At 49.6% G+C, this 22,319-nt stretch carries 22 protein-coding genes; 14 read left to right on the top strand and 8 right to left on the bottom strand.

Annotated elements, in window-relative coordinates; all coding sequences use genetic code 11:
- Positions 1-3 precede the first annotated feature (3 nt).
- On the bottom strand, positions 4-774 hold the full coding sequence (locus NXS99_RS04500; protein ID WP_259287458.1) for a succinate dehydrogenase cytochrome b subunit: 771 nt from the start codon (positions 772-774) through the stop codon (positions 4-6).
- Between the two features lie 481 nt (positions 775-1,255).
- The gene (gene lpdA / locus NXS99_RS04495) at positions 1,256-2,671 is read right to left on the bottom strand and encodes a dihydrolipoyl dehydrogenase (protein ID WP_259287457.1); all 1,416 of its coding nucleotides are present in this window, start codon (positions 2,669-2,671) and stop codon (positions 1,256-1,258) included.
- Positions 2,672-3,673: 1,002 nt separating this feature from the next.
- On the opposite strand from lpdA, the gene NXS99_RS04490 reads away from it, so the two are divergent.
- The 14 genes from NXS99_RS04490 to NXS99_RS04425 all read left to right on the top strand — a co-directional run bounded on the left by NXS99_RS04490 (position 3,674) and on the right by NXS99_RS04425 (position 18,693).
- Positions 3,674-4,741 (top strand): alpha/beta hydrolase family protein, encoded by a 1,068-nt coding sequence (locus NXS99_RS04490; protein ID WP_259287456.1) that lies wholly within the window; start codon positions 3,674-3,676, stop codon positions 4,739-4,741.
- Positions 4,742-4,924: 183 nt separating this feature from the next.
- Positions 4,925-6,925 carry a prolyl oligopeptidase family protein gene (locus NXS99_RS04485; RefSeq protein WP_259287455.1) on the top strand — a complete coding sequence of 667 codons (2,001 nt, stop codon included), beginning with the start codon at positions 4,925-4,927 and terminating at the stop codon, positions 6,923-6,925.
- A 22-nt stretch (positions 6,926-6,947) separates the two neighbouring features.
- Complete coding sequence (locus tag NXS99_RS04480) at positions 6,948-8,324, top strand: M1 family metallopeptidase (protein WP_259287454.1); 1,377 nt, start codon at positions 6,948-6,950, stop codon at positions 8,322-8,324.
- A gap of 3 nt (positions 8,325-8,327) precedes the next feature.
- On the top strand, positions 8,328-9,590 hold the full coding sequence (locus NXS99_RS04475; RefSeq protein WP_259287453.1) for a lipopolysaccharide biosynthesis protein: 1,263 nt from the start codon (positions 8,328-8,330) through the stop codon (positions 9,588-9,590).
- A 180-nt stretch (positions 9,591-9,770) separates the two neighbouring features.
- Positions 9,771-10,763, top strand: a complete 993-nt coding sequence (gene rfbB, locus NXS99_RS04470) for a dTDP-glucose 4,6-dehydratase (RefSeq protein WP_259287488.1) — start codon at positions 9,771-9,773, stop codon at positions 10,761-10,763.
- A gap of 1 nt (position 10,764) precedes the next feature.
- Complete coding sequence (rfbD, locus tag NXS99_RS04465; RefSeq protein WP_259287452.1) at positions 10,765-12,150, top strand: dTDP-4-dehydrorhamnose reductase; 1,386 nt, start codon at positions 10,765-10,767, stop codon at positions 12,148-12,150.
- Positions 12,151-12,160: 10 nt separating this feature from the next.
- Positions 12,161-13,042, top strand: coding sequence for a glucose-1-phosphate thymidylyltransferase RfbA (rfbA, locus tag NXS99_RS04460; RefSeq protein ID WP_259287451.1), 882 nt, complete (start codon positions 12,161-12,163; stop codon positions 13,040-13,042).
- Between the two features lie 3 nt (positions 13,043-13,045).
- Positions 13,046-13,867: a glycosyltransferase gene (locus NXS99_RS04455; RefSeq protein WP_259287450.1), complete on the top strand. Its 822-nt coding sequence runs from the start codon at positions 13,046-13,048 to the stop codon at positions 13,865-13,867.
- 27 nt (positions 13,868-13,894) lie between these two features.
- Positions 13,895-14,599 carry a glycosyltransferase family 2 protein gene (locus NXS99_RS04450; protein ID WP_259287449.1) on the top strand — a complete coding sequence of 235 codons (705 nt, stop codon included), beginning with the start codon at positions 13,895-13,897 and terminating at the stop codon, positions 14,597-14,599.
- On the top strand, positions 14,596-14,991 hold the full coding sequence (locus tag NXS99_RS04445; protein WP_259287448.1) for a DUF2304 domain-containing protein: 396 nt from the start codon (positions 14,596-14,598) through the stop codon (positions 14,989-14,991). Before NXS99_RS04450 ends, NXS99_RS04445 begins: the two co-directional genes overlap by 4 nt.
- Positions 14,988-15,161 carry a hypothetical protein gene (locus NXS99_RS04440; RefSeq protein WP_259287447.1) on the top strand — a complete coding sequence of 58 codons (174 nt, stop codon included), beginning with the start codon at positions 14,988-14,990 and terminating at the stop codon, positions 15,159-15,161. The genes NXS99_RS04445 and NXS99_RS04440 overlap by 4 nt, the downstream gene beginning before the upstream one ends.
- A gap of 109 nt (positions 15,162-15,270) precedes the next feature.
- The gene (locus NXS99_RS04435) at positions 15,271-16,128 is read left to right on the top strand and encodes a DsbA family protein (protein ID WP_259287446.1); all 858 of its coding nucleotides are present in this window, start codon (positions 15,271-15,273) and stop codon (positions 16,126-16,128) included.
- 5 nt (positions 16,129-16,133) lie between these two features.
- Positions 16,134-16,961 (top strand): cytochrome c biogenesis CcdA family protein, encoded by an 828-nt coding sequence (locus tag NXS99_RS04430; protein WP_259287445.1) that lies wholly within the window; start codon positions 16,134-16,136, stop codon positions 16,959-16,961.
- Positions 16,962-17,046: 85 nt separating this feature from the next.
- On the top strand, positions 17,047-18,693 hold the full coding sequence (locus tag NXS99_RS04425) for an AMP-binding protein (RefSeq protein ID WP_259287444.1): 1,647 nt from the start codon (positions 17,047-17,049) through the stop codon (positions 18,691-18,693).
- A gap of 314 nt (positions 18,694-19,007) precedes the next feature.
- Here the strand turns inward: NXS99_RS04425 and NXS99_RS04420 are convergent, their stop codons facing one another.
- The 6 genes from NXS99_RS04420 to NXS99_RS04395 all read right to left on the bottom strand — a co-directional run bounded on the left by NXS99_RS04420 (position 19,008) and on the right by NXS99_RS04395 (position 22,026).
- Positions 19,008-19,316 (bottom strand): hypothetical protein, encoded by a 309-nt coding sequence (locus NXS99_RS04420; protein WP_310593302.1) that lies wholly within the window; start codon positions 19,314-19,316, stop codon positions 19,008-19,010.
- A 218-nt stretch (positions 19,317-19,534) separates the two neighbouring features.
- A complete protein-coding gene (locus tag NXS99_RS04415) occupies positions 19,535-19,834 on the bottom strand; it encodes a hypothetical protein (protein WP_259287443.1) in 300 nt (99 codons plus the stop codon).
- 256 nt (positions 19,835-20,090) lie between these two features.
- The gene (locus tag NXS99_RS04410) at positions 20,091-20,393 is read right to left on the bottom strand and encodes a hypothetical protein (protein WP_259287442.1); all 303 of its coding nucleotides are present in this window, start codon (positions 20,391-20,393) and stop codon (positions 20,091-20,093) included.
- Between the two features lie 218 nt (positions 20,394-20,611).
- Complete coding sequence (locus NXS99_RS04405; RefSeq protein ID WP_310593301.1) at positions 20,612-20,920, bottom strand: hypothetical protein; 309 nt, start codon at positions 20,918-20,920, stop codon at positions 20,612-20,614.
- 241 nt (positions 20,921-21,161) lie between these two features.
- Positions 21,162-21,461: a hypothetical protein gene (locus NXS99_RS04400; protein ID WP_259287441.1), complete on the bottom strand. Its 300-nt coding sequence runs from the start codon at positions 21,459-21,461 to the stop codon at positions 21,162-21,164.
- Positions 21,462-21,717: 256 nt separating this feature from the next.
- Positions 21,718-22,026 carry a hypothetical protein gene (locus tag NXS99_RS04395; protein ID WP_396124813.1) on the bottom strand — a complete coding sequence of 103 codons (309 nt, stop codon included), beginning with the start codon at positions 22,024-22,026 and terminating at the stop codon, positions 21,718-21,720.
- Between the last annotated feature and the right edge of the window lie 293 nt (positions 22,027-22,319).

Raw genomic sequence — 22,319 nt, 5'->3', positions numbered from 1 at the left:
GCCCTAACCAACCAAGCCCAAGGCAATGGAAAGTGGGATCGAGATATTGCCGATCATGACAGTTGCTGGCACTAAGTATGCAAGTACCAGGATCACTGCACGAGTGCGCTTACCCATCACGCCGAGGTCGGACGCAGCCAACCAAATACCGTGAGACAAGTGCAGGAACAGCGTCACCATTGCAATAATGTAGAAAATGGCGACTGGCCAGCGGGAGAAGCTAGCGATCATATTGGCATAAATTGCACCATGTTCGAACGCCGCAGGACCTGCAGGCGCAACGCCTACCGTGAGGTCGAGGATGTGGAAGATGATGAATGCCAGCAAGATAATGCCGGTATACAGCATGGTAGAGGTGGTAAAGGAGTTCAGACCGCCCATCAAGTTGGTGCGACGGAACTTACCACGGGACTGCTGGCTGCGGATCGTCAAAACGTATGCACCGTAGATGTGCAGGAAAATCGCAGCAAGCAAGACGATACGGAAGATCCACAGGAATACTCCGTGTGGCAGCAATGGGTACATCAGGTTACGTAGCCATTCGCCGTAAACGTCGATTGGATAGGAGCCCGCATGGTCACCCTCAGTGTATGCAGGCAAGAAAACCTTTAAGTTACCAACCATGTGGAACACGACGAAGCCAGCGAAAATTAAGCCAGTTACGGCCATGGCGAGCTTCAAGACCCAGGTTGGTTGAGATGGCCGCTTACGAAGCGGCTTTTCAGTAATTTTGCCGTGAGCGATTGCGTCACGGTCGATATTATTAACAGTCATGGCACCTCCAGTGTCGTCTTTACTTTATTAGGGTTAGGCACAGTTAGACCACTTACACCGCCGTGTAGTGCGATAGCTCACAATAGGAAAAAATAACGTTTCACCTGCAAATAAGGGTAGCCTGACCTATAAGTTTGAGATGGGTCTGGTTAGCCCATCGCATTAAGCAGGAGTTTTGAAAGAGCGCTAGATGACATCTTTCCAAGAGGTTAGAAAAAGTCTGATTTGTCACTCATCTTTCAGATACACCCTTTTGGAATCAATCAAACTATTGACCATTTCCCTTCCATCAAATCGTCGTCAAGCTTGCGCGGAAAATGACACGATTGTAATTTTTAAGCGTCTCCTCGCACGCGCGAGCTTATCGACGTTTCCTTCGCCAGCCTTCATCGCTTGCAGTTTTCAGTTCACAGTTGCCAGCGCATACGGAAAAGGGCCACAACGCGGTATGCGTCGTAGCCCTTTCCTGGCAAACATGGTCTTAGAGATTAATCATATGGCCCATAATGCCTTCGGCAGCTTCTTTCATTGCCTCAGACAAGGTTGGGTGAGTATGAACATTGCGTCCGATTTCTTCTGCGGTCAGATCGAAACGCTGTGCCAAGGTTAGCTCTGGCAGCATCTCAGACACGCCAGCACCAACCATGTGTGCACCAAGCAATTCGCCGTATTCGGCATCAGCAACCAACTTCACAAAGCCAGCGGTTTCAGCCAGGCCTTGTGCCTTGCCGTTGGCGCTGAATGGGAAGGTTGCAACCTTAATTTCACGGCCAGCAAACTTCGCTTTCGCCTGCTCCTCGGTGTATCCGAAGGAAGCAACCTGTGGATTACAGAAAGTAGCACGTGGCATCATCATGTAATCGCCAAGTTCTTGGGTTTCTGCGCCAGCAATGGTCTCGGCAGCGACCACACCTTGTGCTTCAGCAACGTGTGCCAGCTGCAGCTTTGCGGTGACGTCACCAATTGCATAGATACCTGGCACGTTGGTTCGCATGCGCTCGTCAATCTCAATTGCGCCGCGCTCGGTCAGCTTCACGCCGGTGTTCTCCAGGCCATAGCCTTCGGTACGTGGAGCAAAACCGATCGAAACCATCACACGATCAGCCTTCAAGGTTTCCGACTTGGAACCATCCTTGGATTCCACATCAACCTCAACACCAGCTGCGCCGCCAAGATCGCGAATAGCGGTGGTCTTGTGGCCGGTGAGCAGTTTCACGCCAAGCTTCTTGTATTGCTTTGCGATTTCCTTGGATACATCAGCATCTTCGTTTGGCAACACGCGATCCATGAACTCAACGATGGTGATATCAACACCATAGTTGGCCAGGACGTATGCAAATTCCATACCGATTGCACCAGCACCAACGATCACCATGGACTTAGGCGCTTCAGACTTTAAGATCTGCTCCTCGAAGGAAACAATATTGCCGCCGATTGTTACACCTGGCAAGGAGCGAACAACCGAACCGGTTGCAATAATGCAGTTATCGAAGGTAATAACCTTACCAGCGTCTTTGCCGGAGGTAATTTCCATGGTCTTGGCGTCCTTGAAGGAACCCAGACCATCGATTTCGGTGATCTTATTCTTCTTCATCAGATAGTGAACACCCTTGACAATGCCCTCAGAAACCTTCCGAGAACGAGCATGGGCTGCACCGAAGTCGAATGAAACTTCACCGGTGATACCGAAAGTCTTTGCCTCATGGTTAAAGATATGAGCAACTTCAGCATTCTTTAACAGCGCCTTTGACGGAATGCAACCAACATTGAGGCAAACGCCGCCCCAATACTGCTTTTCGACAACGGCAACTTTCTTACCAAGCTGAGCTGCACGGATGGCGGATACATAGCCACCAGGGCCAGCACCGAGTACTACTACGTCATAATGTTCAGTCACGACAACAAGAATACGGAAAAATACCGCAAATGTCGCATTTTTCCGAAAATCGTGACCAAGAAGCCACGAACATGCTCACCAAGATTCATTCTTCCTGCATTGCTATACCCCCATCAGGGATCAATCGAGTGAAGCACGGCGCCGCGTGTCACGCTGAAAATTGGCAATCAAGGCGGCGTCGTCAAGCAAAAACCGCAAGCAGATGTTTCACAACATCAATACTTGCGGTTGGTGCAATCAGGTGGGCTTAGAAGAGTCCCAAAAGAGACGCAATATTGCTTGAGGCGCTGGAGCCAAGGTGCAAGATCATGCCCAAAAACTTATTGATAGCCACGATCGCAACTTCGATAAATGAAAGATTCATACGAATTCAAACTTTCTGTCATTATGCAGCACTTTTCAACCGCAACGCCGTATCGGCACATGGTTGAAAACGCTTGCAACAAGAAATAAGGAGAGTACTGAATACGTATTGTAGCCTGCTGCGCAACCGAAGCGGGAACCAGCGCTGAGCGATGCAACCGCGTGAACGCTTGTAATGCTAAGCTTTGCGACGTCCAAAGGCGCCGCGCCACCTTCCGCGCCGAATCGCGCACGTCCACCTTCCCGCAACCGCTGGACACGCGTCGCGTTCACTCACCGACAACCACGCGAAATCCCACGATGCTTTGTAACTGCAACCACAGAAGTAATCAATTTTCACATTCCGCTTGCGCCGCCATGTATGCTTAAGCCAATAGACGTGTTGTCCATTACGCACACATGCATTCTTGTTCGATCAACGCTTATGCGGCTGTCGCAAATGCTCAGGTTTACCAGCACTCTGGTTGACCAGCACTTTCACACCCTAAAGCGTTGTTGATTCTCAGCACTGACTGTTTCGCAGGAGGCAGGCGCATGCCACTACCGGCATGTCACGATACCGGCATGCACCGCTTTCAACGTGCTGGTACACGAACATGAATGATGCGTGCATACGAACCAGTCAAGGATTATTGTGCCATGAAGATTTTGCACCGACTTGCCGCTGTGCTGTGCGCGGCCGCTGTTTCCACTGCCACTCCAGCATTTGCAAGCCCAGTTGCACCGGCACAGCTCGCTGGCAACGCTGAAGTTTCGCAGCTTACGGTAGGCAAAAATCTCGAGCAGAGTTTTGCATGGCAAAACACTGTCGATGGGCAGCGTGTACTGGAAGTGTGGGCAAGCTCCCCTGCAATGGATAACCGTCAGGTTCCGTTGCTCGTAATCAAGGCCCAAAACCCACATCGCCCAGTCCTGTACTTACTCAACGGCGGCGATGGCGGCGAAGGTCGTGCGAACTGGGTGGCACAAACTGATGTGATCGACTTCTACAAGTCAAAAGACATCAATGTGGTTATCCCAATGGCTGGCAAATTCTCTTACTACACCGACTGGCAGCAACCTGAACCAGTTTTGGGCGGCAAGCAAATGTGGGAAACCTTCTTAACTCGCGAGCTGCCTGGCCCAATAGAAAATCTTTTGCAAGCCAACGGCCGTCGTGCCATTGCTGGTATGTCGATGTCTGCCACCTCTGCCCTGCTGTTAGCAGAGCATAATCCACGTTTTTATGATGCTACCGCAGCATTTTCTGGTTGCTACGCATCTTCGAAGCCAGTACCTTGGCTGTTCACCGCAATTACCTTGCAGCGCGGCCTGACCACTCCAGATAAGATGTGGGGTCCATTTGGTTCCCCTGCATGGGTGTGGAATGACGCCATGATTCAAGCTGAAGGACTCCGCGGCACTGAGGTCTATGTTTCCTCTGGTTCCGGTTTAGCTGGCGAATGGGATCTGCCAAATGGTCCACGCCTGCGTTTTGAGCACCCATTGGTGCAATCCATTGCCAGCACCTCAACCATTGTCGAAGGTGGCATCATTGAAGGTGCAACCAACGCATGTACCCATGATCTCAAGGTCAAGCTGGACAAGCTCAACATTCCAGTACAGTGGAATTTCCGCGATACTGGCACCCACTCTTGGGGCTATTGGCAAACTGATCTGCGCGATTCTTGGCCAGTGTTCGAGCGCGCATTTAACCGCCCAGAATAATCTCTCCTTCACACACGAGGTAGGCGTATTGTTGCAGCATTGCTTGACGACGCCTGCCTCGTTGTCATATTGCAGTATGGCACCGATCGCCGCACTGAACGATTTATGTTTTAGACTCAACTATGGCGCATATTCGTCATTTCAATGTTTCTTTGCATGCGAAAGGTCTTCAAAAAGATTCTTATGACTTACGATTCAATTCTGGTTGAAGATACCCGCATCCTAGAAACCATCGACAATCCAGCAGCGATTGCCTGGTCTGCGAAGATGAGCGCCCGCACGGCCAAACTCGTCGATAAGCAGCTCGCGACTCGGCTATTTGAGGCACTTGTCAATGATGAGCGCATCATCTATGTGGTTCGTCGCGGGGAATATTTGTACAACTATTGGCGCGATGACAAGCATCTTCGTGGCCAATGGCGGCGGACGAGTTATGAGAGCTATCGCAGCGCCGATCCACAGTGGGATGTGCTGATTGATCTTGATGAACTGGCGCATCGTGAAAAGGAAAACTGGGTTTGGAAAGGCTCGATTGTTCGTGATGAACAAGATCTGGCCTTAATTAAACTTTCGCGCGGCGGCAGTGACGCCAACGTGGTTCGCGAATTTGATATGCACACTCGCGAGTTTGTACCAGGTGGTTTTGAGCTTCCCGAAGCACGTTCGCAGGTTTCGTGGGTTGATCGCGACACTTTATTAGTTTCCACCGACTTCGGCCCCGATTCCCTCACCGACTCCGGCTACCCGGCGCGGGCGCATCTTTGGCGGCGTGGCGTTGCCCTGGCGGATTCAGAGGAATTATTTTGCGGCAAGCAGAGCGATCTTCTGATCACGGCGTGGGCGGATACGGATCCTGGTTTTGAACGCATTTTCATTTCGCGCAATATTGATTTTTATACCACGCGCCGCTTTATTGTGTTGCCGCACGGTTTACAGGTGCTGGAAGTGCCGGAAAATTGCGAAGTTTCAGTGTATAAACACTGGATGTTCGTCATGCCGCGCGAACCGTATCAGGGTATTCCTGCCGGTGGTTTGGGTGTGATTAATTTTGATGAATTTTTAGCCGGCAGCCGCGATTATCAGGTAATTTTCCAGCCAACTGCTCATAAGAGCTTACAAAATATTACCTTCACCCGCGACAACATTATTTTGACCACCTTAGAAGATGTCGCCAGTTCCTTAGTGCGCATGCGCTTAGGCACTTGGGAACTTGAGCACATCGCGGTACCGCCCTTGACGTCGGCACGCGTGATTACTGCGGATATTCATAGTGACGAAATTTGGATTGGTGCGGCAAGTTTCACCCAGCCAGACACCTTATACCGGGTGACTGATACCACCGTGGAAGAAATTACCCATGCGCCTGCGCTTTTCGACGCCACCGGCTTGGAAGTGCGCCAACATTGGGCAACCAGCGCCGATGGAACGCAGGTGCCGTATTTCATTGTGGGCCGCTTTGATGCAATGGGCCAGCAACGTCCGCGCCCGACATTGGTGAAAGCCTATGGTGGGTTTGAGGTTTCGTTAATGCCTGGTTATATGGCGACGTTGGGTATTGGCTGGTTAGAGCATGATCATTATTATGTGCAACCAAATATTCGTGGTGGCGGCGAGTTTGGGCCAGCGTGGCATCATCAGGCAACGAAAACGAATCGGCATAAAGTCTATGAGGATCATCAAGCTGTGTTGGATGATCTGGTTGCCAGGGGATATAGCACGCCGGCGTCGGTGTATGTGCGTGGTGCATCCAATGGTGGATTGTTGGCGGCAACTGCGCTCACGCAGTATCCGGAAAAAATTGGTGGGGCGATTATTCAGGTGCCGCTGACTGATATGTTGCGGTATCACACGTGGTCTGCAGGTGCTTCGTGGATTGCCGAGTATGGGGATCCGCGCGATCCAGCGGAATATGCCGCCTTAGCAGCGTATTCGCCATTAGCTCATGTGCCAGCAGCCACTCAGCAGCAGCTACCGCCAGCATTAATTACAACCTCAACCCTTGATGATCGCGTGCATCCTGCCCATGCGCGATTATTTGCACACGCATTAGCAGCAGCTGGTCAATCGGTGGCGTATTTTGAAAATACTGAAGGTGGGCATGCCGGTGCCGCCGATAATGCCCAGACCGCGTTTATGGAATCTTTGGTTTATAGTTGGATCCACAAACATCTCACGCAGGACTAAATCACTTTTGGGAATACCTGTTATGACCTCACTTCCGTTGCGTTCGACTCCGATTCCTGGCGTGCGCGATGCGTATACTGGCGTTGATTTCAATCTCGGCTTTCATGTGCGCCATTATGATCTCAACTTGGAATACGCTCTTGGCCCGAATTTTTTACGCGCACGAGCTGCACTGCGCATTGATCTCTACCAGCAATTACGCACCATTGTTGTAGATCTTGCGGATTGTTTCCGCGTGCGTAAAGTCCGCGCTGTGGGCATTGCCGGTGTAACTGCTATAGTGTCGAAATTCAAACATAGTGGCAATAAGCTGCGTGTTCATTTCACCACTGCCTTGCCAATTGATTCGCAGCTGAAAATACTGATCGAATATTCCGGCAACCCCACCCCTATTGCTTCACCGTGGGGCACATTGGGGTGGGAAGAATTAACCGATGGTTCCTTAGTTGCCAGCCAGCCACATGGCGCCCCAAGCTGGTTTCCGTGCGATGATACCCCTGATGAAAAATCCACCTACGATATTCGGATTCTCACCGATCACGCCTATACCGTGGTTGCAAATGGCACGCTCGTAGAAGTTCGTCGCCAAGGCGCGCGCAAACAGTGGCATTATCGCATGGAACAACCCATGGCTAGTTATCTTGCAACGGTGCAAATTGGTCGCTACGAGAAGTTCACGCTCCCCGACCACGCTGTCACAACCACTGCATATGTCCCGCCTATGCTTCTCGACGCCTTCCGCCAGGAATTTGCGCACCAGGGCACTATGATGGATGCGTTTATATCCATGTTCGGACCCTACCCATTTTCCGAATATGCCGTGGTGATTACCGCTGACGAACTAGAGATTCCGCTTGAGGCACAAGGATTAGCCACCTTTGGTGCCAACCACCTCACGAGTGATCACCGTTTTGAACGCTTGATCGCCCATGAATTAGCACATCAATGGTTTGGCAATGCTTTGGGATTAGCCCAGTGGGACGATATTTGGCTCAATGAAGGCTTTGCCTGTTACGCCGAATGGTTGTGGTTCGAGTATAAGGGTGAAAAATCAGCTGCGCAGTCAGCCTATGAGCATTACCTGCGGTTACAAGCGCAACCACAAGATCTACTATTGGCGAATCCAGGGCCTGCTGATATGTTTGATGATCGCGTTTATAAGCGTGGTGCTTTAACGCTGCATGCATATCGCGTTGTGCTCGGTGATACCGAATTTTTTGCCATGCTGCGCCGGTATGTACAAGCGTGCCTGCACAGTGTGGTCGAACCACTTGATTTCAAAGTGCACCTGCATAGCAGCGCTGCTGCGATTGGCGTTGCGGCCGCTACTATTGATCAATTGTGGCGTCAGTGGTTACATGAGTATCCGCTTCCAGCATTCCCCAAGCCCGAAGGATAGAACATGACCGTCCATGATGACCGCCCAAGTTCTTTGAAAGTACTGAGTATCGCTACTGTTGTTGCTGGTCTTTCTGGTTTTGCGGTGATTTTACTCGCGGCACGCACCTTTGATTCCGATACTTTTCGCGCTGGTGAATTTGCTGCGTACTGGGGATTCTTCTTTGCCGCCACCGGCATTTTAACAGGGCTTACCCAAGAAACCACGCGTGCAGTACGTACGCAACACACCACTGCTGCTCAACACTCACAACAGAAGCTGGCACGCCCATTTGTCGTAGGTGTGGTCTTGAGTGCACTCACTTTCGCGCTGGTGTTGATCAGTAGTCCAGTATGGTTGCATCGACTCGTCTCTGAACAGCACACCAATGCGCTCGTGCTCTTAGCAGTCGGGTTAGCAAGCTATGGCATTCAAGCCACACTTGCCGGACTCATTTCAGGCCATCACCTATGGTCGCGGTTGGCGGCATTAATTATGCTCGACACGGCTTCACGCATGGTGCTTGCCGGTGTGGCATGGTGGTTCAATTTAGGATTATTGGCATTTTTTATTGTCACCGTATTAGGCGCTGTGAGCTGGATTGTCATACTTGCGCTCTATGCCGATGTGCGTGCTATTCTCGCTGCTACAGCTGATGTGGCACCTCGTGAATTTCTTACTCAAGCTGGCTATGCGATGACAGCTTCAGGAGCCACCGCCATTGTTATTACTGGATTTCCAACCATTGTGAAGCTCACGCATCCAGAAGCTGCCGTGGGTGCGGCAATTAGCTATGCGGTTATCTTAACCCGCGCACCACTGCTCTTACCTCTCCAGCAATTCCAATCTGCCCTGATTGTGCGCTTCGTGGAACACCAACACAATCTTCTCCGCGCACTGCTTCGACCAGCTGCTGTGATTTGGGCTGTCGGTATTGGCGGTGCAGGCTTAGCGTGGCTCATTGGGCCATGGCTGTTTCGTATCTTACTGCCGGCAAGTTTTCTTACCTCAGGGGCACTGCTTGCCATGCTCACAATTGGTGCCACCTGCACAGCTTCCTTAATGCTGACAGGAACTGCCGCGTTGGCAGTCAATCAACATCAGTTGTATGTCACCGGTTGGGTGGTAGCCACGATTGTGACCATTGGCATTATGTTTGTACCATTGCCGCTGAGCACCGTCAGCGTACTTTCCTTAATAGGAGGACAAACGTTGGGCTTAGGCATCCACATCTTCGGCTTGCTGCGGGTTGCCAAACAAGCCACTCCGGTGCAAAGCGTGCACTAGCAGGTAAGTGCGCGCCTTCGCACGGTGGCCCTTGATGCGCACCTTCGCGCCGCAACCATCCTCGCCACCCAGCGCTCAACACGAGCTCAACATTTCGCCCACGAGACGCTCGTATTGTCATCAGCGGCACTGCCATGGCTTGTCATAAAGCTAAAGCAGGTAGAATGTGCTGCTATGAAGATGCTTGTCACTGGAGGTGCCGGTTTTATTGGCACAAATTTTATCCGCCGTACATTGGCTACTCGGCCAGAATATGAAATTACGGTTCTTGATAAGCTCACCTACGCTGGTAACCCTGAGAATTTACGTGGGCTGGATATTCGGTTTGTCCAAGGCGATATTGCTGATGCGGACATCGTCGATACGCTCGTTGCTACGCATGATGTGATCGTGCATTTTGCAGCGGAATCGCATAATGATAATTCTTTGGACAATCCATGGCCATTTGTGCACACAAATATCATTGGCACCTACACCTTACTCGAGGCGGTTCGTGCCCATGGGACGAGGTTGCATCATATTTCCACCGATGAGGTGTTTGGCGATTTAGCCTTGGATGATCCTGCGCGTTTTACGGAAACCACTGCGTATCGGCCGTCTTCACCGTATTCTGCAACAAAGGCAAGTTCTGATTTGTTGGTGCGTGCCTGGGTGCGGAGTTTTGGGATTCCGGCAACGCTTTCGCAATGTTCGAATAATTATGGGCCGTATCAGCATATTGAGAAGTTCATTCCGCGCCAGATCACCAATATTTTATGCGGTCTACCTGCGAAATTATATGGCACTGGGGAGCAAGTGCGCGATTGGATTCATGTTGATGATCACAACGATGCGGTGCATGTGATCCTCGATCGGGGTGAAATTGGCCAAAATTATATTATTGGTGCCGATAATGATCATGTGAATAATAAGCAGGTCATTGAGCTTATTTGTGAACTTATGGGACAAGGCAGCTACGAACACGTGGCAGATCGACCAGGGCATGATATGCGCTATGCGATGGATTCCACCAAATTGCGCACGGAATTAGGCTGGCAGCCTGCCTTTACCGATACTGAGACTGGCATGCGTACAGGATTATTGCACACAATTGAATGGTATCAGGAGCATAGAAGCTGGTGGCAGGCACAAAAAGCCGCCGTCGAGGCACGTTATCAGCAACAAGGACACTAAGATGCAAATTCGTCATACCCCTATTGCCGGCTTAGAAATTATCCAGCTTAATCTCCACGGCGACGATCGCGGTTGGTTCAAAGAAAACTGGAATCAGCGCGATTTCGCAGTCTTTACGGATGCAAGCTGGCAGCTGCAAACGTTTCGTCCGGTGCAACATAATCTTTCCTTTAATGCCACAGCAGGTGTCACTCGTGGCATGCACGCCGAGCCATGGAATAAGCTCATTAGCATTGCATATGGCGAAGTTATGGCCGCCTGGATCGACCTGCGCAGCGATTCCCCAACCTATGGCACTAAATTTCAACTCCGCATTGGGCCAGATCAGGCAGTTTTTGTTCCACGTGGGGTTGCAAATGGTTTCCAGGCATTAACGGCTACTACATATAGTTATTTAGTTGATGCTCATTGGTCTGCCGATGCGCAATATTTTTATGCCAGCTATCAAGAGATTTCCTGGCCGCTTCCTGTCACCGAACTTTCTGCCGCTGATCGCACGCATCCGCCACTTGCCCAAGCACAACCAGTCCCACCACTGCGGGTACTAATCACCGGAGCAACTGGGCAGGTTGGGCAGGCACTGCGAAAGTATTTCCCGAATGCGGAATTTAGCACGCGCGCCGATTTAGATCTCACCGCAGATCTGACCGCTGATCTGGCTTCTGATCTGAAACATGCCCGCGATTGGACGCAATATTCTGCGATTATTCATGCTGCTGCGTATACGGCGGTCGATCAAGCACAAAATGATGCGCAAACCTGCTGGCAGGTCAATGCTCATGCGGTCACCCAACTGGCAACAATTGCACGCGATTATAACCTTGTATTTGTCAATCTTTCTTCTGATTATGTTTTCGATGGCACGAAAGATACTGCTTATGTCGAAACCGATAGGGTTGCTCCATTAAATGTGTATGGGCAGTCGAAAGCCGCTGGCGAAATTGCTACTTCAATTGCACACAATCATTACAATATTCGCACGTCATGGGTGATTGGCGAGGGTGCGAACTTTGTTGCCACCATGCGTCGCTTCGCCGCTGAGGGCCGAAGTCCACAGGTAATCACCGACCAAATTGGCCGATTAACCTTCGCTGATGATCTTGCCCGCGGTATTGCTCACTTGCTGCAAACGCATGCGCCATTTGGCACCTATCATCTCACCAGCAGTGGTCCTAAAACTTCGTGGTACGAGATTGCTCAAGAAGTGTATCGCTTAAGTCATGCGGATCCAGCCTTGGTTCAGCCAATCACGGCAGCAGAATATGGCGCACAAGCCCCGCGTCCGCATAATTCTGTGTTGAACACGGCTAAACTTGAAGCCACTGGATTCCAACCTGCCGATTGGCGTACCCAATTAGCGGCATATCTTCACACATCTACCCCGTAAAGAGGAGCGCATGAAGGGCATCATTCTTGCTGGCGGCTCAGGCACCAGGCTGTATCCCGTGACCCAAGGCATTTCCAAGCAACTTCTGCCGATTTACGATAAACCAATGATCTTCTACCCCTTGGCAACGTTAATCCAAGCGGGTATCACGGAGATCTTAATTATCACCACCATCGAAGATGCCGAAAATTTCCAGCGCTTGCTTGGCGACGGCAGCCACCTGGGCATCCAGCTGCACTACGCACAGCAGCCAAAACCGGAAGGCCTCGCCCAAGCGTTCTTAATAGGCGAAGAGTTCATTGGTACTGACAGCGTGGCGCTGGCATTAGGCGATAATATCTTTGCTGGCTCCCAATTCACCTCAACCTTGGCTAATGTGCCTGAGCCAGTTGGCGGCACAGTTTTTGCCTACGAGGTGCGCGACCCGCAGCGCTATGGTGTAATTAGCTTTACTCCCGACGGCAAGGCGGAAAGCATTGAGGAAAAGCCGGAACATCCACGTTCGCCATATGCCGTGGTTGGGCTGTATTTCTATGATAATTCTGTGGTTGAGCTTGCCAAAACAGTGAAGGTTTCAGCCCGTGGCGAACTCGAAATCACCGCGATTAACGATGCCTATTTGCAAAAAGGCCAATTGCACGTCGAAAAGCTCGCCCCGGGAGATGTGTGGCTTGATACTGGCACCTTCGATTCGATGAGTGAGGCTGCCGCGTTTGTCGAAGTCTTGCAAAAACGCACCGGTGTTGTCATTGGATCGCCGGAAGTTGCGGCCTGGAAGCAGGGGCTTATCGACGCCGCCCAGTTGCAACGATTAGCACAAACATATGAAAAATCGGGCTATGGGCAACTGTTGCTCAAAGCGTTAAGCCACAATACGAAAGGATCTGCCTAGATTATGGCGACAGTTTCTGCCCTGGTCAGCGTGTATCATCGCGTGCAACCTGAAGAATTGCGATTGAGTTTGGCATCGTTGCTATCGCAAACGCACCCGCTTGATGCCATTGTGATTGTCGAAGATGGCCCGCTGAGCCCTAAATTGCAGCAGGTCATTGGTGATCATGTGGAACAATCAGGCGGCATTGCGCGTACCGTCGTACTGGCTATGAATCAAGGTGCAGGCCCTGCAAGACGCGCGGGAATTAATACTATTGACACTGATTTTGTGGCGATTTTAGATGCTGATGATATTGCAGCCGACGATCGCATTGCCAAGCAATTGGCATTTTTTGCGGCTCACCCACAGCTCGACGTGGTTGGAACAGCCGTTGCCGAATTTGAAGACGATCCGCGAACCAGCACCAATGTGCGTGTCTTGCCGGCAGATCATGCAGCCATTGCTCGCTACGCCAAGATGAATAGTCCGATCAATAATCCTTCCGTTATGATGCGCACTGCAAAGGTAAAAGAAGTCGGCAATTATCGCGATGTGCATCATATGGAAGATTATGATTTATTTGCTCGGCTGCTAGCGCACGGTGCGAAATTCGCCAATATGCCTGAGCCACTGACGTTCTTCCGCGTAACCCCGGCGCAATTCCAGCGCCGCACGGGTTCAGAAATGCTGCAGGCAGAATGGCGCATGCAACGCAATTTATATGCTTATGGGCTTATTAGTTGGCCACGGGTGTTCTTCAATGTGCTTGTGCGTACCACCTATCGGTTGCTTCCTAAAGCGGCATTGCACCGAGTGTATGCAATGTTGTTCCATGCGAAATAGCTTCCAGCAGGTAGCATGAAAGACACTATGACATCCCCAGCTGATTTTTCCGATACTTGGCTGATCATTCCCTGCTATAACGAAGGGCAAGTGATCGGCTCGGTCATCGAACACGCACGGACAACATTCCCGAATATCGTCGCTGTCAATGATGGCTCTGCCGATAACTCTGCCCAGGTAATTCGTGCCACAGGTGCGCATTTAGTGAATCACCCTGTGAACTTAGGCCAAGGTGCCGCAATTCAAACCGGTATCGAATATGCACGCCGCCAGCCAGGCGCACAATATTTTGTCACCTTTGACGCTGACGGCCAGCATCAAGTCAAAGATGTCATTCGGATGATCAACCGACTGCGAACCGAAGCTGTCGATATTATCGTTGGCACACGCTTTGGCGACGCCACCCGGGAACAAGACCAAGTTCCACTGATCAAACGCATTGTGCTCAAAACCGTTGTGATGCTCAGTCCAACTACCCGCAAACTTGGATTAACCGATGCCCACAATGGTTTACGTGCCTTTAATGCAATCGTTGCACGTGAAATGGATATTCGCATGAATGGCATGTCACACGCTTCAGAAATTGTGCACCTGATTGCGCAACGCCAGTGGCGCGTGGCCGAGGAACCAGTAGAAATTCTCTACACCGAATATTCCATGTCCAAGGGACAATCCTTAATGAATGGCATCAATATTCTTGCCGACGGTTTACTTGCACGGAGGATCTCATGATTACCAATGCCATTCAGTTGCTGTTGTTGATCCTGACTGGATTCCTCGCGTTTTATTTTTTGAACAATCGTCGAAAAGCGCGCGCGAAAGCTGGAGTGAAATTAGGATTCCTGATTTTAGTCATTGGCGCAGTCTGGGCAGTGATTCGACCAAATGATGTGACCGTTTTGGCCAACTGGATTGGGGTGGATCGCGGCACTGATTTAATGCTCTACGTTTTGATCATGGCCTTTGGATTTACCACCTTATCGACTTGGATTCGCTTCCGTGAACAAGAGTTACGCTACGCACGCCTAGCACGCGCGGTGGCTTTAACCAATGCTTTACCACCAGCGCATGTAGCCAGCGACGATGCCGCACCAACCACATCGGAGTCCGCGCAGCATAAGTGAGGCGCTCGTGGCATGGTGGAGGCGCACTGGTGGTGACCGCCGGTGAAATGACAGCACCAATGCGCGTGCATGGTGGCGGCGCTCGCAGTGCCACCCACGTCACGAACGCTGCAGTACCACCAGCACCGATGCGCGTGACCATCAACAACACTTCACAAGCGCTGCCATAACCCGATATATTGCTATATTCCCAGCTCCCTGCCTTGTGCACGCACGCACAGGCAGGTTTTTCATTACTATTACCCTATACTTACTCCTCTAACAGAAAACACTTCTTCGATGTCTCAATCTCAATTTCGTTCCATTTCCCCAACCATCTGGGCCTTCTTCGCCACCTGCCTGATTGTGGCTGCAACCGGTGGCTATATTGTCGGCACACTACAAACAGCACCACCAAAATCACATGCAAGTGCCGATATGCACGCTCCTTCTGCCGCAACATCGGAAGCAGCAGCCACGAGTGCTCCCACCAACCCTCCTGCCGCTGCCGGCACTGGCGAGCGTGCTCCTGTGACGGACCCAAAGCTTCTTGATGCCACCATTTTCGGCGGCAGTGGTGAAGTAACCAGCGAAGAAACTGTGACCAATATTCACCGCCGCAATCCAAAGGATCCTTTTGCGATTGGTGCCATCGACGCACCTGTGGTGATCTCTGAATTCTCTGATTTCGAATGCCCATTCTGTGCCCGCCACAATAATGAGACCACACCGAAAATCCTGCAAGAATACGTAGACAAAGGTTTAGTCCGCATAGAGTGGAACGATCTTCCAATTAATGGTGAGCATGCAGTTGCTGCTGCGAAAGCTGCTCGTGCTGCTGCCGCCCAAGGAAAATTCCACGAGTTTGCCACTGCCCTGTATGCGCGCAGTGCCACAATTTCTGGACACCCAAATAACACGCTCGAAGACTTCCTTGAGATCGCAACCGAAGTGAAGGTACCAGATCTTGAAAAATTCCGCGCGCAAGCAAGCGACGATACCTACGACGAAGTTATTGAAAATGCCAAGCAATACGCCACCAAACTGGGCTTAACCGGTACTCCTGGCTTTATTGTGGGCACTACCTTTGTTTCTGGTGCACAGCCATATGAGGTCTTCCAGCAAGCGATTGAACAAGAATTACGGAAAGCCAACTAAAGAACATGATTGATATTGGCATTCTGGGGGCATTCCTCGGCGGAATACTCGCACTGCTGAGTCCGTGTTCGGCATTGCTACTTCCTGCATTCTTTGCCTATGCATTCCAATCAGCAGGAGCACTGCTCACCCGCACCTTCGTCTTTTTCCTAGGACTGGCAGCAATTATGGTGCCCCTTGGTGTAGGTGCCGGCAGCGTCGGCGCATTTTTATTAAATTCTCGTGACCAGCTCATCCTCATCGGTGGCCTGATTATCATCGCCCTTGGCGTGGTGATTTTCTTCGGCGGTGGCTTCCGTTTCACCGTGCCGATCAAACTCCGCGGATCCTCTCTGCTCTCGACATTCAGCCTCGGAGCACTCTACGGATTCTCTGGTTTTTGCACCGGTCCGCTGCTCGGTGCCGTGCTCACAACTGCCGTGGTAGGAGGTTCTGCACTTTATGGTGCTTTCTTGCTTGCAACCTACGCATTCGGCATGACAGTTCCTCTATTATTCCTCGCCTTTGCGTGGAACCGTTGGGATCTTGGTAACCGTCGCTGGATTCGCGGCACGAGCTTTACATTTGGTCCTTTCCAGCTGCACAGCACCTCGATGATTTCGGGATTATTGTTTATCACAATCGGCACCTTATTCATTTTCTCGCATGGTTCCGCCGACTTACCACAATTTGTAAGTTTGCAAACCCAAGCCCGTGTTCAAGAGTGGCTTGTTTTGCATGCTGGCACGATTCCAAATAGCGTGATCTTGCTTATCGCTGGTATTATCCTCGCGGTTGGGTTATTCATTTCGATAATCCGTAACTCCCACACGCATAATTCCGATAAACATTAAAAGCCGACATTTTGTCGTCTTTGTCCTATTTGTTGTTCACGGTTGGTCTGGGGATCACTCAGCTACCGGATATTAAGAGAGAAGCATGAAACAAACTGTCTTACGCAAGGCGATCGGTACAATCGCACAGCTGAGAGAATTCTTTCCTGCGTTGTTGCGATCTGGTCTATTAGCAAACGAAGGTGGTTTTTCATCCTTAGTCTCACTTCTGCCAACTCAACTTCGCTACCGCTTCACAACCGCCCGCGAGCTTGAACATGGCTACCATAGTGTCCCCGACCGTATTGCGCTTATCGACGACGACGGCCAGCTGACCTACCGTGAACTTCGCAACCAAGCCCGCATCTTAGCTGGATACCTCCGTGATTTACAGCTGCCTGAGTTACACCTCGGCATTATGGCTCGCAATGGTCGTGGCATAATTTTGCCGCAAGGTGCCAAAGGCTATCTCGGTGCAACCAGTTACCTGCTCAATATCGGCTCTTCTGCAGCACAGCTCAAAGGCATTATTGCCCGCGATGGTATCAACGTTTTAATTATCGATGAAGAGTTCCTGCCACGAGTCGACGCAGACTTAAACATCCCAATTATTATTGCGCATCGCACTAGTGCGACCACAACCATTAATGGTTATCCAAGTATTGATGGCATTTTGGCTTCCCATAAGGCTGGGAAAATGCCGCTGCTGCCAAAACATGGCCCAATGGTTGTGATGAGTTCTGGCACCACCGGTGTACCAAAAGGTGTTGTGCGTAAAGAACCTATTTTGCCAACCATTTTGGCCTCTATTTTGACTAAAGTGCCATGGAAAGCTGGCATGACTGTTCAAATTACTGCTTCTATGTTCCACGCCTGGGGTTGGGCATGTTTTAATATCGCCCTTGGTATGCGCGGCACGATTGTTACTCGCCGCGTTTTTAATCCAGAGCAGGTGTTGGCAGATACTGCTCAGCATCGTTGCGACGCAATGATTTCTTCCCCGATCTTCTTGAAACAGCTGATCACAGTGCCAAATGGCGAACAATATGATTGTTCGAATTTGAAATTTATTTTCTCCTCTGGCAATGCTTTAACCCCGTGGCTGATTGAAGCGATGCACGCCCGCTTCGGGAAAATCTTGTGCAACTTGTACGGCTCCACCGAAATTTCTGGTGTTGCAGTTGCATCACCAGAAGATATTGTGACGCGGCCAGCATCTTCTGGCACGATTTGTGCCGGCACCGATATTGTCATTCTTGACGATAACGATTTGCCATGCCCTACGGGCACACCTGGACGCATTTTCTGTTGGAACTCGGTGACGCTACGAGGTTATACCGATCCAAAGATTCCAATGAGTACTTATGGCCACATGATTCAAATTGGCGATCGCGGCTATCTCGATCATGATGGCTACTTGTATGTGCTTGGTCGTGCTGATGACATGATTATCGTTGGTGGTGAAAATGTGTATCCACGCAGTGTAGAAGAAGTTCTTGAATCTATGCCAGGTATTGAAGATCTCTATGCTGCAGGTGTCAGCGATGAACAGTGGTTCAAACGCATTGCAGTGTGGATAGTTCGGGATCAAACAGATGCGGGTCAAGCGCTAACAGAAGACAGCATCCGCGACTGGGTGTCTTTCAAACTTGCCGAACATTCTGTGCCACGCGATGTGTATTTTGTTGATACTTTGCCACGCAATGCCACTGGCAAAGTGATTCCAGCAGAATTACATCCACCGATTAGTTAACGGAACTACCCTAGTATCCGAGGCAACAGGCGTCGTCAAGCATGCAAGATGGCGCCTGTTGATGTATTCACGTGATACACAAAACTTGGCAGGAGCTCCTGCTTGAGTGGGCAACGTTGCAGGTGAGCGGCGGCTAGAAACCTGGAATATGGGTTCAGGGGTGTCATGTTGGTCTGTAACCAGGGATTTCGCTGATGACACTCTTGTGGCGCAACGCGTTGATAGTTTTGGGTTGGATGCCAATGCGTGAGATACAGTAAAACCCCAGCTTACGGATGCTCCGGAAACTGGGGTTACGCGCAAATGTAATTTTGTTACGTGGTCTTCGGTTCGCGAAGGCTTTCCAAATCCACCACTGGATCCATAGCCGCAAACGCAAGAAGATTATTATACGTAATCTCTTCAACGAAGTCATCAAGATCCGGATTATCAAATTTTGGTTCATTGACCCACAATGCTAAAAACGGCTCTTTTAATTCACGCGGAACCCAAGCATGGGAATTAACCAAATCATCAAGAAGCACCTCAAGGGTAAGATCTGGTATAGTATCCTCTTTTCCCAACGCTGCTGGTGGTCGAGCCGCCTCCGCAACACGCTCATACAAGGGTTTAGGTATCATCATCTGCACCTCCATCGAAATTTTTTATTTTTATTCTATTACCTTCCGACACTTCTGATAGCTCTTTGTCCACGTGCTGGATATACTGAGTTGATTTTCAATATTCGAGAATCATATTTCTTCGGATTCCCAGGTACAAGCACAAATTCTATCGTGCGTGAGACCACAAAACCCCAGCTCCCGTACATCAGGGAAACTGGGGTTACGCGCAAATGTAATTGTTACGTGGTCTTCGGTTCGCGAAAGCTTTCCAAATCCACCACCGGATCCATAGCCGCAAACACAAAAAGATTATTATAAGTAATCCTTTCAACGGGCTCTTCAAGATCCGGATTATCAAATTCTGGTTCATTAACCCACAATGCTAAAAACGGCTCTTTTAAGTCACGTTGAAGCCAAGCATGAGATTCAACCAAATCATCAAGAAGAGTCTCAAGAAAAAAAACCGGAATTGCATTTCCCAACGTTGCTGGTGGTTGAGCCTCAGCAGCAACGCGCTTAACTAAAATACCAGGATCCATCGTCTTCACCTCTGTCGAAAGCTTTCATTTGTATTGTATTACCTTCCGACACTTCTGATACCCCTTGTCCACGTGTTGGATATACTGAGTTGATTTTCAATATTCGAGAATCATATTTCTCGGTATTCCCACGTATAAGCACCTTAATTTGAGTAAGGTGTTTCCACGATCACTTGAACTTAAGCATCATGTGTGAAACCACAAAACCCCAGCTCCCGCACATCAGGAAAAATGGGGTTACACACAAACCTGCAGGCTATGAATTCTCCGGTTCGCGAAGGCTTTCTAAATCCACCACTGGATCCATAGCCGCAAACGCACGAAGATTCTCATACGCAATCCTGTCAATGGTGTCTTCGATATCCGGATCGTCAAATTCTGGTTCATTGACCCACAATGCTAAAAACGGCTCTTTTAAGTCACGTTGAAGCCAAGCATGAGATTCAACCAGATCATCAAGAATCGTCTCTAGGTAAAAATCATGGATCGCATTTCCTAACACTACTGGTGGTCGAGCCGCCTCCGCAACACGCCAAGACAAAGGTTTAGGTTTCGTCATCTGTGCCTCCATCGAAATTTTTTATTTTTATTCTATTACCTTCCAATACTTCTGATAGCTCTTTGTCCACGTGTTGGATATGCTGAGTTTATTTTCAATATTCGAGGATCATATTTCTTCGTATTCCCACGTATAAGCACTAATGCTATCGTGTGTGAGATCACAAAACCCCAGCTCCCATACATCAGGGAAACTGGGGTTACGCACAAACCTGCAGGCTATGAATTCTTCGGTTCGCGAAGGCTTTCCAAATCCACCACTGGATCCATAGCCGCAAACGCAAGCAGATTATCATACGCAATCTTTTCAATGGGGTCTTCAATATCCGGATTATCATGTATCCCGTCGTTTATCCACCCTGCTAAAAACGGCTCTTTTAATTCACGCGGAACCCAAGCATGAGCTTTAACCAGGTCATCAAGAAGCACATGAACGAAATAATCTGGGGCTTCATCTTCTTGTCTCCAGACAATTGGTGGTCGAGCCGCCTCCACAATACGCTCAGACAAGGGTTTAGGTATCATCATCTGCACCTCCATCGAAATTTTTTATTTTTATTCTATTACCTTCCGACACTTCTGATACCCCTTGTCCACGTGCTGGATATACTGAGTTTATTTTCAATATTCGAGGATCATATTTCTTCGTATTCCCACGTATAAACACTAATTCGATCGTGTCCTTATCAGGAATCTCCATCGTGCGTGAGACCACAAAACCCCAGCTCCCGCACATCAGGGAAACTGGGGTTACGTGCAAATGTAATTGTTACGTGGTCTTCGGTTCGCGAAGGCTTTCCAAATCCACCACCGGATCCATAGCCGCAAACACAAAAAGATTATTATAAGTAATCCTTTCAACGGGCTCTTCAAGATCCGGATTATCAAATTCTGGTTCATTAACCCACAATGCTAAAAACGGCTCTTTTAAGTCACGTTGAAGCCAAGCATGAGATTCAACCAAATCATCAAGAAGAGTCTCAAGAAAAAAAACCGGAATTGCATTTCCCAACGTTGCTGGTGGTTGAGCCTCAGCAGCAACGCGCTTAACTAAAATACCAGGATCCATCGTCTTCACCTCTGTCGAAAGCTTTCATTTGTATTGTATTACCTTCCGACACTTCTGATACCCCTTGTCCACGTGTTGGATATACTGAGTTGATTTTCAATATTCGAGAATCATATTTCTCGGTATTCCCACGTATAAGCACCTTAATTTGAGTAAGGTGTTTCCACGATCACTTGAACTTAAGCATCATGTGTGAAACCACAAAACCCCAGCTCCCGCACATCAGGGAAACTGGGGTTACACACAAACGTAATTGTTACGTGGTCTTCGGTTCGCGAAGGCTTTCCAAATCCACCACTGGATCCATAGCCGCAAACACACGAAGATTCTCATACGCCATCTTTTCAATGGGTTCTTTAATATCTGGATCATCAAATTCTGGTTCATTGACCCACAATGCTAAAAACGGCTCTTTTAAGTCACGTTGAAGCCAAGCATGAGTTTTAACCAGATCATCAAGAAGCACCTCAAGGAAAAGCTCTGGCATAATACCCTCTCTTCCCACCTCTGCTGGTGGTCGAGCCGCCTCCGCAACACGCTCAGACAAGGGTTTAGGTATCATCATCTGCACCTCCATCGAATTATTTATTTTTTACTGTAACACCATGGACGCGATGCTGGTCCGTCTTATCTGAGGGAGGCGGCTGCGTCGTCAAGCTTTGGCAAAAATCTACTCAACCACTTGATACGATCTTGCCGAAATCCATCAAACAACAATGTCTTGACGCTACTAAAATGTAAAGAGTCAATTGCCTGCTAAAGCTATGTGCGAGGGCTTTCTTCCACACTGCACAATGAGAAATGAGAAAAACATGCTATTTACACTCATGGGACTCGGTATAGCCGTTATTACAATCT

The sequence above is a fragment of the Corynebacterium sp. HS2168-gen11 genome (assembly GCF_024834075.1).
GTDB lineage: Bacteria > Actinomycetota > Actinomycetes > Mycobacteriales > Mycobacteriaceae > Corynebacterium.
Note: the sequence above shows the minus strand (reverse complement) of the source record. Positions and strands in the feature narration are given on the sequence as shown.

Excerpts from the sequence above, each read along its gene's own strand:
- NXS99_RS04490 (WP_259287456.1), top strand. The coding sequence starts at position 3,674 with ATGAAGATTTTGCACCGACTTGCCGCTGTGCTGTGCGCGGCCGCTGTT.
- NXS99_RS04435 (WP_259287446.1), top strand. The coding sequence starts at position 15,271 with ATGTCTCAATCTCAATTTCGTTCCATTTCCCCAACCATCTGGGCCTTC.
- NXS99_RS04425 (WP_259287444.1), top strand. The coding sequence starts at position 17,047 with ATGAAACAAACTGTCTTACGCAAGGCGATCGGTACAATCGCACAGCTG.
- NXS99_RS04450 (WP_259287449.1), top strand. The coding sequence starts at position 13,895 with ATGACATCCCCAGCTGATTTTTCCGATACTTGGCTGATCATTCCCTGC.
- NXS99_RS04400 (WP_259287441.1), bottom strand. The coding sequence starts at position 21,461 with ATGGATCCTGGTATTTTAGTTAAGCGCGTTGCTGCTGAGGCTCAACCA.
- NXS99_RS04420 (WP_310593302.1), bottom strand. The coding sequence starts at position 19,316 with ATGATGATACCTAAACCCTTGTATGAGCGTGTTGCGGAGGCGGCTCGA.
- rfbB (WP_259287488.1), top strand. The coding sequence starts at position 9,771 with ATGCTTGTCACTGGAGGTGCCGGTTTTATTGGCACAAATTTTATCCGC.
- NXS99_RS04415 (WP_259287443.1), bottom strand. The coding sequence starts at position 19,834 with ATGGATCCTGGTATTTTAGTTAAGCGCGTTGCTGCTGAGGCTCAACCA.
- NXS99_RS04430 (WP_259287445.1), top strand. The coding sequence starts at position 16,134 with ATGATTGATATTGGCATTCTGGGGGCATTCCTCGGCGGAATACTCGCA.
- NXS99_RS04500 (WP_259287458.1), bottom strand. The coding sequence starts at position 774 with ATGACTGTTAATAATATCGACCGTGACGCAATCGCTCACGGCAAAATT.
- NXS99_RS04410 (WP_259287442.1), bottom strand. The coding sequence starts at position 20,393 with ATGACGAAACCTAAACCTTTGTCTTGGCGTGTTGCGGAGGCGGCTCGA.
- NXS99_RS04455 (WP_259287450.1), top strand. The coding sequence starts at position 13,046 with ATGGCGACAGTTTCTGCCCTGGTCAGCGTGTATCATCGCGTGCAACCT.
- NXS99_RS04485 (WP_259287455.1), top strand. The coding sequence starts at position 4,925 with ATGACTTACGATTCAATTCTGGTTGAAGATACCCGCATCCTAGAAACC.
- rfbA (WP_259287451.1), top strand. The coding sequence starts at position 12,161 with ATGAAGGGCATCATTCTTGCTGGCGGCTCAGGCACCAGGCTGTATCCC.
- NXS99_RS04395 (WP_396124813.1), bottom strand. The coding sequence starts at position 22,026 with ATGATGATACCTAAACCCTTGTCTGAGCGTGTTGCGGAGGCGGCTCGA.
- NXS99_RS04480 (WP_259287454.1), top strand. The coding sequence starts at position 6,948 with ATGACCTCACTTCCGTTGCGTTCGACTCCGATTCCTGGCGTGCGCGAT.
- NXS99_RS04445 (WP_259287448.1), top strand. The coding sequence starts at position 14,596 with ATGATTACCAATGCCATTCAGTTGCTGTTGTTGATCCTGACTGGATTC.
- rfbD (WP_259287452.1), top strand. The coding sequence starts at position 10,765 with ATGCAAATTCGTCATACCCCTATTGCCGGCTTAGAAATTATCCAGCTT.
- NXS99_RS04475 (WP_259287453.1), top strand. The coding sequence starts at position 8,328 with ATGACCGTCCATGATGACCGCCCAAGTTCTTTGAAAGTACTGAGTATC.
- NXS99_RS04405 (WP_310593301.1), bottom strand. The coding sequence starts at position 20,920 with ATGATGATACCTAAACCCTTGTCTGAGCGTATTGTGGAGGCGGCTCGA.